This window comes from Kocuria sp. CPCC 205231, assembly GCF_040980965.1.
Taxonomy (GTDB): Bacteria; Actinomycetota; Actinomycetes; order Actinomycetales; family Micrococcaceae; genus Kocuria; species Kocuria rosea.
Window position 1 is genome coordinate 15,039 of the sequence record NZ_JAVKPP010000003.1, and the last position, 15,606, is coordinate 30,644.

The 15,606-nt window shown below is 73.2% G+C and carries 17 protein-coding genes; 8 read left to right on the plus strand and 9 right to left on the minus strand.

What is annotated here, in order from left to right; translation table 11 throughout:
• Positions 1 to 5: 5 nt before the first annotated feature.
• Both RF640_RS03320 and ychF read right to left on the minus strand, forming a co-directional pair.
• Entirely contained in the window at positions 6 to 299 is a 294-nt protein-coding gene (locus RF640_RS03320; RefSeq protein WP_249033748.1) for a hypothetical protein, read from the minus strand.
• A complete protein-coding gene (gene ychF, locus RF640_RS03325) occupies positions 296 to 1,399 on the minus strand; it encodes a redox-regulated ATPase YchF (RefSeq protein ID WP_109149380.1) in 1,104 nt (367 codons plus the stop codon). The genes RF640_RS03320 and ychF overlap by 4 nt, the downstream gene beginning before the upstream one ends.
• A 126-nt stretch (positions 1,400 to 1,525) precedes the next feature.
• Here ychF and RF640_RS03330 point away from each other — a divergent pair, with 126 nt between their 5' ends.
• From RF640_RS03330 to RF640_RS03340, 3 genes are all read left to right on the plus strand, one after another.
• On the plus strand, positions 1,526 to 2,467 hold the full coding sequence (locus tag RF640_RS03330; protein ID WP_035927475.1) for an ABC transporter ATP-binding protein: 942 nt from the start codon (positions 1,526 to 1,528) through the stop codon (positions 2,465 to 2,467).
• Positions 2,468 to 2,544: 77 nt separating this feature from the next.
• On the plus strand, positions 2,545 to 3,306 hold the full coding sequence (locus RF640_RS03335; protein WP_035927478.1) for an ABC transporter permease: 762 nt from the start codon (positions 2,545 to 2,547) through the stop codon (positions 3,304 to 3,306).
• Positions 3,307 to 3,383: 77 nt separating this feature from the next.
• Positions 3,384 to 4,718: a DNA recombination protein RmuC gene (locus RF640_RS03340; protein ID WP_249033747.1), complete on the plus strand. Its 1,335-nt coding sequence runs from the start codon at positions 3,384 to 3,386 to the stop codon at positions 4,716 to 4,718.
• Positions 4,719 to 4,765: 47 nt separating this feature from the next.
• On the opposite strand, the gene RF640_RS03345 is transcribed toward RF640_RS03340, so the two are convergent.
• Positions 4,766 to 5,848 (minus strand): 4-hydroxy-3-methylbut-2-enyl diphosphate reductase, encoded by a 1,083-nt coding sequence (locus RF640_RS03345; protein WP_035927659.1) that lies wholly within the window; start codon positions 5,846 to 5,848, stop codon positions 4,766 to 4,768.
• Between the two features lie 10 nt (positions 5,849 to 5,858).
• Positions 5,859 to 6,827 (minus strand): hypothetical protein, encoded by a 969-nt coding sequence (locus tag RF640_RS03350; RefSeq protein ID WP_109222038.1) that lies wholly within the window; start codon positions 6,825 to 6,827, stop codon positions 5,859 to 5,861.
• A 65-nt stretch (positions 6,828 to 6,892) separates the two neighbouring features.
• Here RF640_RS03350 and xseA point away from each other — a divergent pair, with 65 nt between their 5' ends.
• Together xseA and RF640_RS03360 are read left to right on the plus strand one after the other, a co-directional pair.
• Entirely contained in the window at positions 6,893 to 8,194 is a 1,302-nt protein-coding gene (gene xseA / locus RF640_RS03355; RefSeq protein WP_368826606.1) for an exodeoxyribonuclease VII large subunit, read from the plus strand.
• A gap of 59 nt (positions 8,195 to 8,253) precedes the next feature.
• Positions 8,254 to 8,529, plus strand: coding sequence for an exodeoxyribonuclease VII small subunit (locus RF640_RS03360; protein ID WP_035927490.1), 276 nt, complete (start codon positions 8,254 to 8,256; stop codon positions 8,527 to 8,529).
• Between the two features lie 26 nt (positions 8,530 to 8,555).
• Here the strand turns inward: RF640_RS03360 and RF640_RS03365 are convergent, their stop codons facing one another.
• The 4 genes from RF640_RS03365 to RF640_RS03380 are packed head-to-tail and all read right to left on the minus strand — an operon-like array spanning position 8,556 to position 12,244.
• On the minus strand, positions 8,556 to 9,425 hold the full coding sequence (locus RF640_RS03365; protein ID WP_109244461.1) for a PPK2 family polyphosphate kinase: 870 nt from the start codon (positions 9,423 to 9,425) through the stop codon (positions 8,556 to 8,558).
• Between the two features lie 49 nt (positions 9,426 to 9,474).
• Positions 9,475 to 10,692 (minus strand): pyridoxal phosphate-dependent aminotransferase, encoded by a 1,218-nt coding sequence (locus RF640_RS03370; protein WP_035927494.1) that lies wholly within the window; start codon positions 10,690 to 10,692, stop codon positions 9,475 to 9,477.
• 56 nt (positions 10,693 to 10,748) lie between these two features.
• Positions 10,749 to 11,774, minus strand: coding sequence for a glycine betaine ABC transporter substrate-binding protein (locus tag RF640_RS03375; RefSeq protein WP_035927497.1), 1,026 nt, complete (start codon positions 11,772 to 11,774; stop codon positions 10,749 to 10,751).
• Positions 11,771 to 12,244 (minus strand): NUDIX hydrolase, encoded by a 474-nt coding sequence (locus tag RF640_RS03380; protein WP_368826610.1) that lies wholly within the window; start codon positions 12,242 to 12,244, stop codon positions 11,771 to 11,773. Before RF640_RS03380 ends, RF640_RS03375 begins: the two co-directional genes overlap by 4 nt.
• Before the next feature lie 88 nt (positions 12,245 to 12,332).
• Between RF640_RS03380 and RF640_RS03385 the strand changes: the two genes are divergently transcribed.
• Positions 12,333 to 13,373, plus strand: a complete 1,041-nt coding sequence (locus RF640_RS03385; RefSeq protein WP_017833370.1) for a magnesium and cobalt transport protein CorA — start codon at positions 12,333 to 12,335, stop codon at positions 13,371 to 13,373.
• A 9-nt stretch (positions 13,374 to 13,382) separates the two neighbouring features.
• Here the strand turns inward: RF640_RS03385 and RF640_RS03390 are convergent, their stop codons facing one another.
• Positions 13,383 to 13,994: a DedA family protein gene (locus tag RF640_RS03390; protein ID WP_109222061.1), complete on the minus strand. Its 612-nt coding sequence runs from the start codon at positions 13,992 to 13,994 to the stop codon at positions 13,383 to 13,385.
• A 268-nt stretch (positions 13,995 to 14,262) separates the two neighbouring features.
• Here RF640_RS03390 and RF640_RS03395 point away from each other — a divergent pair, with 268 nt between their 5' ends.
• Together RF640_RS03395 and RF640_RS03400 are read left to right on the plus strand one after the other, a co-directional pair.
• Positions 14,263 to 15,273 (plus strand): mechanosensitive ion channel family protein, encoded by a 1,011-nt coding sequence (locus tag RF640_RS03395; protein ID WP_035927506.1) that lies wholly within the window; start codon positions 14,263 to 14,265, stop codon positions 15,271 to 15,273.
• The gene (locus RF640_RS03400; protein ID WP_115162880.1) at positions 15,270 to 15,602 is read left to right on the plus strand and encodes an antibiotic biosynthesis monooxygenase; all 333 of its coding nucleotides are present in this window, start codon (positions 15,270 to 15,272) and stop codon (positions 15,600 to 15,602) included. Before RF640_RS03395 ends, RF640_RS03400 begins: the two co-directional genes overlap by 4 nt.
• Positions 15,603 to 15,606: the final 4 nt, after the last annotated feature.

The window sequence follows — 15,606 nt, forward strand, 5'->3', positions numbered from 1 at the left end:
GTTGTCTACAGGTTCTCCGACTCAGCGTTCGTCGGCTCGCCGTTGTGCTCGAGATCAGGGACCACGACCGTCTCAGTCCGAGTCGATGTCAGGTATTTGGCGAACGACTTCCCCAAAAATTTGAGTTCGTAGCCTTCGCGCGTCATCGACACGTCCGCGGAACTCAGCACCTCTTGAAGGCGGTCGAGCCTGAACTCGCCGTCCTTGTCGAAGTACTCCGGCAACGCCGCGCGGAGGCGTGCTAGCTCGAAGTCGTTCGGTTTCGTCGTCTCGTTCGCGTCGTGCGCGTCCCTGATCACTTCTTGCCTCCAGACGTAAGCCCTGTCCTGAACTCGACCACGTCGCCGTCGCGCATGACGTAGTCCTTGCCCTCGATCCGGACCTTGCCGGCGGCCTTCGCGTCGGCCATGGACCCGGCGGCGTCGAGGTCCTCGAAGGAGACGATCTCGGCCTTGATGAAGCCGCGCTCGAAGTCGGTGTGGATGACGCCGGCGGCCTGCGGGGCGGTGGCGCCCACGGGGATGGTCCAGGCGCGCGACTCCTTGGGCCCGGCGGTGAGATAGGTCTGCAGTCCGAGGGTGTGGAAACCCGTGCGGGCGAGCTTGTCGAGACCGGCCTCGTCCTGCCCGGACATCTCCAGCATCTCCTTGGCCTCCTCCTCGTCGAGCTCCACGAGCTCGGACTCGAGCTTCGCGTCGAGGAACACCGCGTCAGCGGGCGCCACGAGCTCGCGCAGCTCCTGCTGCTTCGCGTCGTCGCCGAGCACCCCGTCGTCGGCGTTGAAGACGTAGATGAAAGGCTTGGCGGTGAGCAGGCTGAGGTCGCGCAGCTGGTCGACCTCGAGCTTCTCCTTCTCGGCCGCCCCGAAGATGGTGTCCCCGCGCTCCAGGATCGTCTGCGCCTGCTGCATGGCGGCGAGCTTGGCGGGGTCGGCCTTCTTGATCTTGACCTGCTTCTCGAGGCGCGGGATAGCGTTCTCGAGGGTCTGCAGGTCGGCGAGGATCAGCTCGGTGTTGATCGTCTCCATGTCCGAGGCGGGATCGATCTCGCCGTCGACGTGGATGACGTCCGGGTCGTCGAACGCGCGCACCACCTGGGCGATGGCGTGGGCCTCGCGGATGTTGGCGAGGAACTGGTTGCCCAGCCCCTCCCCCTCGGACGCGCCCTTGACGATGCCGGCGATGTCCACGAAGGACACGGTCGCGGGCAGGATCCGGTCCGAGCCGTGGATCTCCGCGAGCCGGTCCAGCCGCGGGTCCGGCAGGTTGACCACGCCGATGTTCGGCTCGATGGTCGCGAACGGGTAGTTCGCCGCCAGGACGGTGTTGCGGGTCAGCGCGTTGAACAGGGTGGACTTGCCGACGTTGGGCAGTCCGACGATTCCGATAGTAAGAGCCACGGGAGACCATCCTACCGGGCACGGGGCCGGCACGCCGTGCCGCCCCCGGGGCCCGTGGCCGAGGTCGTGGGCGTGTCGTGGCCCGTGGAGCTTCCGGGACGGCGCGCGGTGGAGCAGAGTCGGAGCATGACGTCCTTCCCGGCCTCCCGCACATCGCCGCACCCGAGCCCCGCCGACCCGACGGACGGTTCCCCGGCCGTCGACGTCTCCGGCGTCCACAAGGGCTTCGGGCGCGGCGAGCAGCGCGTCCGCGCCGTGGACGGCGTGAGCATGCGCATCGAGCGCGGCGAGGTCGTCGCGCTGCTCGGGCCCAACGGCGCCGGCAAGACCACCCTCCTCGACATGGTCCTGGGCTTCACCGACCCCGACGACGGCACCGTGCGCACCCTCGGCGCCACCCCGCGCGAGAGCGTGCGGGCAGGGCGGATCGGCGCGGTCCTGCAGACCGGGGGGCTGCTCGACGACCTGTCCGTGCGCGAGACGGTCGCGATGGTCGCGACCCTGCACCGGGACCCGCTGCCCGTGGACGAGGCCCTGGGCCGGGCGGGGGCCGCCGGGTTCGCGCGGCGGAAGGTCTCCAAGTGCTCGGGCGGCGAGCAGCAGCGGCTGCGCTTCGCGCTGGCCCTGCTGCCCGAGCCGGACCTGCTGGTCCTCGACGAGCCGACCGCGGGCATGGACGTCGGCGCCCGGCGGGAGTTCTGGGCCGCCATGCACGCCGAGGCGGAGCGCGGCCGGACGGTCGTGTTCGCCACCCACTACCTCGACGAGGCAGAGGAGTTCGCCGCCCGCACCGTGGTGCTCAAGGGCGGACGGGTGGTCGCCGATGCCCCCACCGCCGAGGTGCAGGCCCTGGCGGGCCACCGCGTGGTCAGCTTCCGCTGGGCGGGGCCCGGGCCCGTCGTCGTCCCGGGGGCGACCGCGCTGGAGCCCGCCGGCGGGCGCCGGCGGCTCACGGGCCCCGACACGGACGCCATCGCCCGCCACCTGCTGACGACCACGGCCGCGAGCGAGCTCGAGATCACCCACGCCGGGCTCGAGGAGGCCTTCCTGGGCCTCACCGCCGACTGACCGGGTCCCCCGGCCCCGTCCCGACTCCCCGCCCCTACGCACCCGTCCCTACTCCCCCGTCCCGGAGGACCAGCACCATGAGCATCGCCTACGCCGCCCACGACCTGCGCCGCAACGTGCGCATGGTCGAGAACACCTTCTTCATCGTGGTCCTGCCCGCCGTGCTCTACGTGATGTTCACGGCGCTGGGGGACTTCTCCGACCTCCCGGTGGGCCACGGCAACGCCGGCGGGTACAACATGATCTCGATGGCGGTCTACGGGGCGGTCACCGCGACCACCTCGATCGCCGGCTCCGCCGCCGTGGAGCAGGCCCGCGGTTGGGGCCGGCAGATCGGGCTCACCCCGGCGCCGCGGCACGGGTACGCGCTGTCCAAGGTGGCCGTGGCCCTGGCCATGGCCGTGCTGCCCGTCCTCGTGGTCTACGCCGTGGGCGCCCTGACCGGTGCCGAGCTGGGCGGCTGGCGCTGGCCCGTCACCGCGGCGATCGTCGTGGCCGGCTCCTCGGTGTTCGCCCTCTACGGCCTGGCGGCCGGGCTGCTGTTCCGCTCCGAGTCCGCCGTGGGGGCGGCCTCCGGGATGCTCGTGGTGCTCAGCTTCTTCGGCAACCTGTTCGTCCCGCTCACCGGGGTGATGCTCGACATCGCGCGGTTCACCCCGCTCTACGGCCTGGCCGGGCTCGCCCGGTATCCGCTCGTGGAGGGCGACGTCGTGGCGACCAGCGGCCCGCCGGTGGAGTCCGACCCCCTGTGGGCGCTGCTGCTGAACACCGGGCTCTGGACGGTGGTCTTCACGGCCGTGGTGCTGCTGGCCGTGCGCCGGACCACGGTCCGGCGCTGACCGGGCGACGCTCCGGGGAGCGGGGCGGTGAGCGCCGCTGCCGTGGGGTGTCCGGGTGGCGTGCCACACTGCTGGGCATGACCGTCAGCCTCGTCGTCGTCCTCGTCCTGCTCGCCCTGCTGGTGGGCGCCCTCCTGGGCACCGCCGTGGCGCGGGTCCGTGCCGCCCGGGAGGTTCGGGCGGCGGAGGAGGAGCGGGCCGGGCTGCAGGCCGAGCTCGCCGCCGTCCAGGACCGGCTCGTGGACCTGGCCTCCGAGCGGGCGGCGGCCGTCGAGGCGCGCGCCCAGCTCGAGGACCGGCTGCGGGACGCCGACGCCCGCTCCGTGCAGGACAACAACGTCCTGCGGGCCCTGGCGCCGGTGGCCCACCAGCTGCGCTCGGTCGAGGAGCACGTGACGGCGCTCGAGCGGGACCGGGCCGAGCAGTACGGGGGCATCACCCAGGCCCTCGCCCACACCCGCGAGGTCGGCGACCACCTGCGCACCGCGACCACCTCCCTGTCCTCCGCGCTGCGCTCGGGCTCCGCGCGCGGCCTGTGGGGCGAGGTGCAGCTGCGCCGCGTGGTCGAGTCCGCGGGGATGACCGCGCACGTCGACTTCCGGGAGCAGGTCGCCTCCAACGGCACCACCGCGGACGGCGAGCGCAGCGCGATCCGCCCGGACATGGTGGTGCACCTGCCGGGGGGCCGCGACATCGTCCTGGACGCCAAGGCGCCCATGACCGCCTATCTGCGCGCCCAGGACGCCGAGGACGACGCCGGGCGCCGGGCGCAGCTGGCCGGCCACGCGAAGGCCGTGCGCGGGCACGTGGACGCGCTGGCGTCGAAGAAGTACTGGGAGGCGCGGGACGCCTCCCCCGAACTGGTGCTGTGCTTCCTGCCGGCCGAGTCGGCGCTCTCCGCGGCCCTGGACGCGGACCCGACCCTCCTGGACCACGCCGCGAGCCGCAACGTGGCGCTCGTGTCGCCGGTCTCGCTGCTCGCCTCGCTCAAGGCCGTGGCGTTCACGTGGCGGCAGAACGGGCTCACGGAGAACGCCAAGGAGCTCTTCGACCTCTCCCGTCAGCTCTACGAGCGGCTGGGCACGGTCGGCAAGCACCTCGATGACATGGGCCGGTCGCTGCAGAAGTCGGTGGAGACCTACAACCGGCTGACGGGCTCCGTGGAGACCCGGGTGTTCCCCACGGCCCGGCGGATCAACGACCTCGACCCCACGCTCGCGGAGGACGATCGGCTCACCACGCGTCCGCTCGTGGTGGCGCCGCGCCCGCTCACGGCGCCGGAGTTCACCGAGGCGGCGCAGCTGCCGCCGACGCCGGAGGCGGTGCAGCTTCCGGAGCCGGCGGAGCGCCCGGGCCGCACCGAGCCGGGCGGGAGCGTGCCGGGGCAGCTCGACGAGCGCGCGGCGGGCTGAGCGGACGGGTCCGCCCGCGGCTCAGCGGGTGGGGCGGGCCCTGCGGCTCAGCGGGTGGGGCGGGCCCCGCGGCCGCCGAGCCGGTGGGAGGTGTCCCCGGCCGCGGTGAGCCGGGCGCGCAGCTCCTTGGGGAGGGAGAACAGCACGTCCTCCTCGGCGGTGACGACCTCCTCGACCTCGCCGTAGCCGTAGTCCGCGAGCAGGCGCAGCACGTCCTTGACGAGGACCTCCGGCACGGAGGCCCCGCTGGTGACGCCCACGGTGGCGACGCCCTCGAACCAGGACTCGTCCACCTGGTTCGCGAAGTCCACGCGCTCGGCGCGGCGGGCGCCGTACTCGAGGGCGACCTCCTTGAGCCGCACGGAGTTCGAGGAGTTCGCCGAGCCCACGACGATCACGAGGTCAGCGTCCGGGGCGATCTTCTTGATCGCGGTCTGCCGGTTGGAGGTGGCGTAGCAGATGTCGTCGCTGGGCGGGTCCTGCAGGGAGGGGAAGCGCTCGCGCAGCTTCTGCACGGTCTCCAGGGTCTCGTCCACGCTGAGGGTGGTCTGGGAGAGCCAGACGACCCTCTCCGGGTCGCGGACGACGACCTGGCCGACCTCGTCGGGGCTGTTCACCACCTGGATGTGCTCGGGGGCCTCGCCGGCGGTGCCCTCGACCTCCTCGTGGCCGTCGTGGCCGATCAGGAGGATGTCGTAGTCGCTCTTCGCGAAGCGCACGGCCTCGCGGTGGACCTTGGTGACCAGCGGGCACGTGGCGTCGATGGTGCGCAGCTCGCGGGACTTCGCGGACTCCACCACGGCCGGGGAGACGCCGTGGGCGGAGAAGATCAGCAGGGACCCCTCGGGGACCTCGTCGGTCTCCTCGACGAACACGGCGCCCTGCTCCTCGAGGGTGCTCACCACGAACTTGTTGTGCACGATCTCCTTGCGCACGTACACGGGGGCGCCGTAGTGCTCGAGCGCCTTCTCCACGGCGATGACGGCGCGGTCGACGCCGGCGCAGTAGCCGCGGGGGGACGCGAGCAGGACCTTCTTCGGTCCGGCCACGGGAGCGGCGGCGGCCACGTCCTCCGGCGAGCGCCGGGAACGGGGGACGGTGGGCATGGAGAGCGCAACGGTGGTCGGCATGGCCTCCATGCTACGCGGTGGGGCGGGGCCCGCGCCGTGATCCGCCCGACACGAGGATGGCCCCCACGAGGCCCACGACGCCCGTGATCCCGGCAGCCCAGGCGGCCGTGACCATCTGCTCGCCGAGGGAGTCGGTGAGCAGGAGGACGGCCCGGTCGGCGGCGAGCCGGACCACGGGGTCGCCGCCGAGCATGCCGGAGGCCCGCTGCACGCCCTGCTCCACGAGCAGCCACACGACGCCCAGTCCGGCCAGGGTCCCCAGCCCCAGCACGGCGAGCACGGCGAAGCGGTGCCGGGTCACGAGCAGCGCGAGCACGGCGAGCACCGCGGCGGTCCACGTGAGCGGGACGGCCAGGTCGGTGACCCGGGTGCCCGCCTCGATCAGGCGCCCGGTGTTCGACCCCGGGACGGTGATCCGGCTCTCGCGCTCCGCCAGCCCGACGTCCACGCCGACGGCCCGCTGCACGGCCGCGTCGACCTCCCGGAGGACGGGGGCGATGTCCAGCACGAGGTCCTTCGGCGGCTCCTCCACCGCGCCGTCCACGGGGACGTTGGCCTCGTGGGTGCGGGTGAGCGCCTCCGTCCACGCGCGCTGGTAGGCGGGGTCGGCGGTGAGGTCCGCGGCGACGTCGGCCGCACGGCGGGCGGCGTCCTCGAGCATCCGGTCGAGGAACCCGACGCCGGTGGCCCGCTCCCCCACGATCCGGTCGGCCACCTGCCCCACCGCGGTGCGGGCCAGCTCCTCCTGGAACGGCCGGTCCTCGGCGAGGGTGCCCACCACCCGGGTGAAGCCGTCGCGGGAGACCAGGGTGTCCTGGGCCCAGTGCAGGGGCACGAGCAGCGCCACGAGGGACGCGGCGGCGAGGCCCAGGACGGTGCCGAGGCCGGTGCGCAGGACGGTCGTGGCGCGTCGTCGGGGGCGGGGCGCGGAACGGGGCGCGAAGCGGTGTCCGGGGGCGGGGGGTGCTGAGAGGCTCACGGAACCACTGTACGCACGGGCGGAGCGCGTGCACGGCTGTCCCCGTCGGGTGGTAAGCATGAGGCATGACGTATCTGGAGCCGCAGCAGGACGCCCCGGCGGGCGGCGAGCGGGAGCTGCCGCAGCGGGCGGACCGGACCACCCCGGAGAACCCGTGGCCGCTGCGGATGCTCTCCGAGAACCTGCATGCCTACATCGCCCGCTGCGCGCCCACGTGGGTCGAGGGGCAGATCATCGAGCTCAACCGGCGCGCCCGCGTCACCTACGTGACCCTGCGGGACGTCGACGCCGAGATCTCCGTGCCCGTGACCCTCTTCGCCAACGAGACCGCCCACCTGGACCGTCCCCTGGAGAAGGGGATGCGGGTGGTCGCCCAGCTCAAACCGGACTTCTGGGCCAAGACCGGCCGGCTGTCCATGCTGGGCCGCGGCATCCGCCCGGTGGGCCTGGGCGACCTGCTGGAGCGGCTCGAGCGGCTGCGGCGCGCCCTCGCCGAGGAGGGGCTCTTCAACGCCGCCCGGAAGAAGCCCCTGCCCCTGCTCCCCCGCCGGGTCGGCCTCGTCACGGGGCGCAACTCGGACGCCGAGAAGGACGTCATCCGCAACGCGTCCCTGCGCTGGCCGGCCGTGGACTTCGAGGTGCGGGAGGTCGCGGTCCAGGGCTCCGGCGCGGTGCGCGCCGTGACCCAGGCGCTGCGCGAGCTCGACGCCATGGCCGAGGTGGACGTCATCGTGATCGCCCGCGGCGGCGGCTCCTTCGAGGACCTCCTGGCCTTCAGCGACGAGTCCCTGATCCGGGCCGTGGCGGCCGCCCGCACCCCGGTGGTCAGCGCCATCGGGCACGAGAACGACCAGCCGCTGCTCGACTGGGTGGCCGACCTGCGGGCCTCGACCCCCACGGACGCCGGCAAGCGGATCGTCCCCGACGTCGTCGAGGAGCGCGCCGGGGTGGCCCGGGCCCGGGCGGGCCTGGACCGCGCCGTGCGAGGCTTCCTGGACCGGGAGGCCGCCGGTCTGACCGCCGTGCGCACCCGGCCCGTCCTGGCCCAGCCGGAGGACATGATCCTGCTCCGGGAGGAGGACGTGGACCGGTGGCGCACCCGGGCGCTGTCCGCCGTGGACTCCCGGACCCTGCGGGAGCGGGACGCCGTGCGCTCCCTGCGCGCCCGGGTGCGGGCGCTGTCCCCCCAGGAGACCCTGCAGCGCGGCTACTCCGTGGTCCTGGACGCCTCCGGCGCCGTGGTCACCGACGCCGCCGCCGTGCGCGCCGGGGACCTGCTGGGGGTGCGCCTGGCCGCGGGCGAGCTCGGCGTGCGCACCGAGACCGTCTCCGCCCGGCGCCCGGGCGAGCACCCCGGCTCCCCCTGACCCACCGGGGCACCGGCACCACCGCCGTCCCCGACCGTTCCGAACGAGAGGCGCCACCCATGGCGAGCACCGACCACCCCGCAGCACCCGACCTGTCCGACATCGCCGGCCTGGGCTACGAGCAGGCCCGCGAGGAGCTCGTGCAGGTCGTCTCCCGGCTCGAGGCCGGGGGCACGTCCCTCGAGGAGTCCCTCGCGCTCTGGGAGCGCGGCGAGGCCCTCGCCACCCGCTGCGAGCAGTGGCTCGACGGCGCCCGCGAGCGGCTCGACGCGGCCCGGAGCCGGCGCGCGGACGCCGACGGGGGCGACGGCGAGGAGGGCGCCGGGCGCGGCTGAGCGCGCCCCGCCCGGTCCGCCGCGGGTCAGAGCTCGGAGAGGCGCCGGCGCGCGTCCTCGACGTCGTAGCCGGGGTCCGGCCAGTCGAGCCGCAGGCCCGCGAGCGCGGAGATCAGCAGGTCCTGGACCACGGCCCGGGCGTACCACTTCCGGTCGGTGGGCACCACGTACCAGGGCGCGTGGTCGGCGTCGGTCGCGTCGATGGCCCGTTCGTAGGCGGCCATGTAGGTCTCCCACCGGCTGCGCGCCTCGAGGTCCGAGGGATCGAACTTCCACTGCTTCGTCCGGTCGCTCATGCGGGCGAGGAGGTTCTCGCGCTGCTCGTCCAGGCCCAGGTGCAGGAAGACCTTGATGACCACCACCCCGTCGTCGGCGAGCTCCTGCTCGAAGTGCCGGATCTCGGTGTAGCGCCGCTCGAGCTGCCGGTCGTCGAGCACGTCGTGCACCACGGGCACCAGCACGTCCTCGTAGTGGGACCGGTCGAACGCGCCGATCACCCCGGGCCGGGGCAGCTGGCGCCGCACCCGCTGGAGGAAGTGCTGGGCGGCCTCCTCCTCGGTGGGCCGGCCGAAGCCGTGGGTGTGCACGCCGTGCGGGCTGAGCCCGCCCAGCACGTGCTGGATGACGCCGCCCTTCCCGGAGGTGTCCATGCCCTGCAGCACGAGCAGCACCCGGTGCCGGGCGCCCACCGTGGCGTTGGCGTAGATCTGGCGCTGCAGCCGGGACAGCTCGGCGTCCCGGGCGGCCCGCAGCGCGGTGCCCTGCTGCTTCTTCCCCCGGAACCCGGGGGTGGAGCGGGTGTCCACCGCGTCCAGGGACAGGCCCGGCCGGGCGCGCAGCAGGGGCCGTACGTCCTGCTCGAACCCGGTGCCGGGGCTCTGGTCGGCTGCGCTCATGCGGGACCTCCTGGGAGTGCGGGGCGGGCCGCGGGGCGCGGCCCGCCGGTCACTGGCGGTAGTTGCCGAGGAACTCCTCGATCCGGTCCAGCGCCGTGGCCAGCATCTCCACGGACGGCAGGGTGACGAGGCGGAAGTGGTCGGGCTCCGGCCAGTTGAACGCCCGGCCGTGGCTGACGAGGATCTTCTGCTCCTTGAGCAGGTCGAGGGCGAACTTCTCGTCGTCGACGATGTTGAACTTCTCCACGTCGAGCTTGGGGAACAGGTACAGGGCGCCGTCGGCCTGCCGGCAGGACACGCCGTCGATCTCGTTGAGCCGCCGGTGGGCGAGGTCGCGCTGGGCCTTGAGCCGCCCGCCCGGGAGGATGAGGTCGTTGATCGACTGGTAGCCGCCGAGCGCGGTCTGGATCGCGTGCTGGGCCGGGACGTTGGCGCACATGCGCATGTTGGCGAGCAGCTTGATGCCCTCGATGAAGCTCTCGGCCTTCCAGTTGGGCCCGGTGATCGCCAGCCACCCGGCGCGGTACCCGGCCACCCGGTAGGCCTTGGAGAGCCCGGAGAAGGTCAGGCACAGCACGTCCTCGCCGGTGAGGGTCGCGGTGTTGATCATCTCGGCGTCGTCGTAGGTGATCTTCTCGTAGATCTCGTCCGAGAACAGGATCAGCTCGTGCTCGGCGGCGAGGTCCACGATGGTCTGCAGCACCTCGCGGGAGTAGACCGCGCCGGTGGGGTTGTTCGGGTTGATGATCACGATGCCCTTGGTGTTGGGGGTGATCTTCGCCGCGAGGTCCTCGAGGTCCGGGTTCCAGTCGTTGTCCTCGTCGCACCGGTAGTGCACGGGGGTGCCGCCGGACAGGGCCACCGAAGCGGTCCACAGGGGGTAGTCGGGGGACGGGATGAGGATCTCGTCGCCCGGGTTGCACAGCGCCTGCAGCGTCATGGTGATGAGCTCGGAGACGCCGTTGCCCAGGTAGACGTCGTCGGTGTCGAGGTTCATGATCCCGCGCGTCTGGTAGTACTGCACCACGGCCGTGCGGGCCGAGTAGATGCCGCGGGAGTCCGAGTAGCCCTGCGCGTTGGGCAGGTTCTTGATCATGTCCACGAGGATCGCGTCGGGTGCCTCGAAGCCGAACGGCGCGGGGTTGCCGATGTTGAGCTTGAGGATCCGGTGGCCCTCCGCCTCCATGTGCTCCGCCTGCTCCAGCACGGGGCCGCGGATGTCGTAGAGGACGTTCTTGAGCTTGTCGGACTGCTTCACCACTGACATGCGGTACACCTTACCCCCGGGGTGCACGCCGTCCGGGGCACCCGTCGGTGCGCCGATCAGGTGTCGTCGCCGCCCTCGAGCCAGTACCGCGCGGCCTCCTCGGGCGTGTACGGGTCGCGGGCGGAGGTCATCCGGGTCATCAGCACGAGGTCCTCGGTGCCGATCTGCGCGGAGACCCCGTCGACGACGTCCGCGGCGGCGTCCGGCAGGTCCTCGGCCGCCACGGGGACCACCCGCTGCGGGACGAAGTTGTTGAGCGGGTCGGCCAGGACCACGAGGGCGTTGTCCTCGATGGCGGGCGAGGCCGTGAACAGGGCCGCAGCCTGCACCCGGTCCTCGAGCAGTGCGTCCACGAGGTCGTCCTGGTCGCCGAACGGCACGAACCTGCCGGGCACGCACTCGTAGGCGTCCTCCAGTCCCTCCGGGCCGTAGGAGCGGCCCGCGAAGTCGAGGTCGGTGCCCAGCGCCAGCTCGTCGCACACCGGGCCCAGGTCCTCCAGGTCGGTGAGCTCGTGCTCCACAGCGGTCGGCCGGGTCACGACGACCGCCACCGTGTTCTCCGCCGGGGCCGGCTCGAGGGTCCGCAGGCCCTCGGGCAGCACGTCCTGCACCCCGGCCAGCACGTCGTCGTCGTCCGCGCGCTCCTCCCCCAGGCCCAGCAGCTCGGAGAGGTCCTCGGCGAGCCCGCCGTCCTCGGCGTCCGGGGACGGCGTGGGGGTGGGCGTCGCCTCGCCCGTGGGCGCCGCGGAGGCCGGGCCCACCGGCGCCCGGCCGCGCAGGTACAGGTAGAGGTTGCCGGAGTAGTCCGCGGCGACCTCCACCTCCCCCCGCTCGAGGGCCCCGAGGTAGTCGGCGCGCTCGGTCCCGGCGTCGACCACGCTCGCGTCGAAGCCCGCCTCCCGCAGCCGCCCGGCGTAGACGTGGGCGAGCACGGCCGTCTGCCCGGTGGGTCCCGCCGCGATCCGGACCGGCTCCGCGGCGGGGGACGCCGCGGTGGCCGGCGGCTGCTCCGGGGCCCCGCCGCCGCACCCGGTGAGCGCGGCGACGGCGAGCAGGCCCGCGGCGGCGCCACGGCGGCTCACCGGCCCTCCCCCGGTCCCGCGGAGCTCGCGGCCACGAGCCCGGCCAGCTCGAGGCCCACGGGCACGAGGCCGACCAGGGGCAGCTGCGGCACCGCCGCCAGGGGGAACCAGCGGGCCTCGTCGGAGGAGCCGTCCTGCTCCGAGGTGAGCGTCCCGCCGGTGATGTGGGCACGGTAGATCACGCGCAGGGCGTGGAAGGGCCGGTCCCGGCCGTCCAGCCGCTCGCCGGCGTCCATGTGGCGGCTGTGCACGCCGAGCAGCTCGTCGAGCTCCACGGTGAAGCCGGTCTCCTCGTGCACCTCCCGCAGCGCGGTCTGCGCGGGCTGCTCCCCGATCTCCATGCCACCGCCGGGCAGGCTCCACGCCCCCCGCAGCGTGGGGTGGCGCGGGTTCCAGTGGCTGAGCAGCACCGCCCCGTCCTGGACGATCACGGCGTAGGCACCCACCCGGGTGTCCATGGGGAAACTCATGCCCCCATTCTAGGAACGCCCGGGGCGGGGCGCCGACAGCGCGCGCGGCGGGCGGGCCGGTGGATCGGCCCCCGGGGATAATGGGCGCGTGAGCATCGTCGACAACGCCGTCTACCGGGGCGGACAGCGCATCGCGTCCCCCGCCACGCTCGAGGAGACCTACCGGCTGCTCGCCCGGCTGCGGACCGAGGACCCCCGCTGCACCGAGGCCGGGGAGCACTGCGTCCTCGTCTGGATCGGCCTGTACCGGCCCTCCGCGGACGAGCTCGACTCCCTGGCCGAGCAGTTCGGCCTGCACGAGCTCGCCGTGGAGGACATCCGGCAGGCCGAGCAGCGGCCCAAGCTCGACCGCTACGGGAGCACCCTGTTCACGGTGCTGCGCCCCGCCGTCTACCAGGACGCCACCGAGACGGTCGACTTCGGGGAGATCCACATCGTCACGGGACCCGGCTTCGTGATCACCGTCCGGCAGTCCGAGCACGGGCGGGTCGGGCGGGTCCGGACCCGGGTGGAGTCGCAGCCCGCCCTGCTGGTGACCGGCGCGGAGGCCGTGCTCTACGCGGTGCTCGACCAGACCGTGGACGACTACTACCCGGTGGTCGAGGGGCTCGAGAACGACATCGACGAGATCTCGGACGCCCTGTACTCCGGCTCCGGGGACGGCGTCGTCTCCCGGCGCATCTACCAGCTCACCCGGGAGGTCAGCGCGTTCCACCGGGCGGTCGCCCCGCTGGAGCTGGAGCTGCGGCAGTTCCTCGAGGAGCTCGCCGGGGCCGGCGCGCCCCGGGAGCTCCAGCACGTCCTGCGGGACGTCCTGGACCACCTGATCTTCGTCAACAACAAGGTCGAGTCCTTCCAGGCGTCCCTCACCAACGCCCTCATGCTGGACTCCACGCAGCTCGCCGCCCGGCAGAACGAGGCCGCGATCGAGCAGAACGAGCAGATGAAGCGGATCTCCTCCTGGGCGGCGATCCTGTTCGCGCCCTCGATCATCGGCTCCGTGTACGGGATGAACTTCAGGTTCATGCCGGAGCTGTCCTGGGTGTGGGGCTACCCCATGGCGCTGGGGCTGATGCTCGTGACGGGCGTGGTGCTCTACGTCGTGTTCCGGTTCAAACGGTGGCTGTGACCGCCGCGGTCACTGCTGCCCGCGCTCGCGGCGGGCGGAGTCGGACAGGCCCCGGCGGTTGCGCAGCACCCGCTTGAGCACCCACCACGCGATCAGGACCGCCACGGTGACGACCACGATCCGGGAGAAGATCCCGGCGTACTGCTCGGCGACGTGCCAGTTCTCGCCCAGGTAGAACCCGGCGAGCACGAAGATGGTGTTCCAGATCAGGGACCCCGCCGTGGTGAGCAGGACGAACGCGCTGAACGACATCCGCTCGATGCCGGCGGGGACCGAGATCAGCGACCGGAATACGGGGATCATGCGCCCGAAGAAGACGGCGGCCTTCCCGTGCCGCTCGAACCACGCCTCGGTGCGGTCGAGGTCGTGCAGGTCGACCAGGGGCATCCGGTCCACGATCGCCCGCAGCCGGCGGCGGCCGAGCGCGGCACCGATCCAGTAGAGGGCCACGGCGCCGACCACCGAGCCCAGGGTCGTCCAGAAGATCGCCCCGCCGAGCGAGAAGCTGCCCTGGCTCGCGGTGAACCCGGCCAGCGGGAGGATCACCTCGGACGGCAGCGGCGGGAAGAGGTTCTCGAGCGCGACGAGCAGACCGGCGCCAGGAGCGCCGATGGCCTCCATGACGTCGACGGCCCAGCCGGCGACCCCGCCCAGCGTCTCGGCGCCGGAGTCCTGGGCCCCGGTGATCCGGGCGGCCAGGACGGCCGCGTCCGGGGCGGCGGTGAGGTCGGGGGCGGCGGTCGGGGCGGGGCTGGGTGCAGTCATGGGTCCTCGGCGGTGGGCGGGGCGGGGCGGGGGCCCGGCGGGTGCGACCACCATTGTGCCCGACGCACCTCCGGATCGGCTGGACGGCTGACGGGTCGCGGACGTCGTTGGTTACGCTTCCTCCATGCTCCTCCCTGCCCCCCTCCTGATGTCCACCCCCGTGCCGGCCCTGGACCCGGTGTGGGAGTTCTGGCTCGACAAGCCGCTGCGGATCCTCCTGGTGCTGCTCGGCGCCTCGATCCTGGCCGCCGTGGTGCGGCTGCTGATCCGCCGGGTCACCGGGGGGATCGCGAAGGGCACCCGGTCACGGATCGTGCGCCGGATGGAGCGGGGCAGGCCGCGCTGGGTCGAGGACGCGGGACTGGCCGGCGCGCGGCAGTCCCAGCGCGCCCACACCATCGGCTCGGTGCTCTCGTCCGTGGGGACGGTGGTGATCTGGGCCGTGGCCCTGGTGATGATCATCTCGGAGCTCAACTACGACATCGGCCCGGTCCTGGCCTCCGCCGGCATCGCCGGGGTGGCCCTGAGCTTCGGGGCGCAGTCCCTCGTGAAGGACTACCTGTCCGGGATCTTCATGGTCGCCGAGGACCAGCTCGGCATCGGGGACGTCGTCGACCTCGGCGAGGCGAGCGGGACCGTGGAGTCCGTGGGGCTGCGCGTGACCCAGGTCCGGGACGTCAACGGCACCCTGTGGCACGTGCGCAACGGGGAGATCCTGCGCGTGGGCAACCAGTCCCAGGGCTGGGCCCGCTGCGTGCTGGACCTGCCGGTGCCCTACGACACGAACATCGAGCTGGTCACGGAGCTGATCCTGCACGAGGCGGGGCTGCTGCGGGACGACCCGAAGGTCGGCGAGTACATCACCGAGGACCCGGAGGTGTGGGGCGTGGAGGCCGTGACCGGGGAGTCCGTCACCGTGCGCGTGGCCGTCCGCACGGTCCCCCTCAAGCAGTGGGACGTGGCCCGGGCGCTGCGGCTGCGGATCAAGAAGATGCTCGACCGCGAGGGCCTGCACGTGCCCCTGCTGAACCAGACCGTGATCCGGCAGGCCGAGGCCGGGGTCGCGGCGCCCGGTCCGCCGGAGACGGGACAGGTCCGGTCGGTCCGGCGCGATGTGCCAGGATCGGACGCATGAGCATCGTCAAGATCAACGCCATCACCGTCCCGGCCGACTCCGGCGACGAGCTCGGCCGGCGCTTCGCCGCCCACAGCGGCACCATGGCCGGGGTCACGGGCTTCGAGGGCTTCGAGCTGCTGCGGCCCACGGACGGGCGCACGCAGTGGCTCGTGCTCACCCGGTGGGCCGACGAGGACTCCTACGACGCCTGGCGGTCCTCGCAGGACTTCGCCCGGTCCCACGGCGGCCCCGCCGGGGAGGGCGAGCGCCCCCGGCCCGTGGGCACCGCCTCGGAGCTGTGGTCCTACACGGTGGCCGTCGAGCAGCAGTCCCCCGAACAGCAGTAGGCGC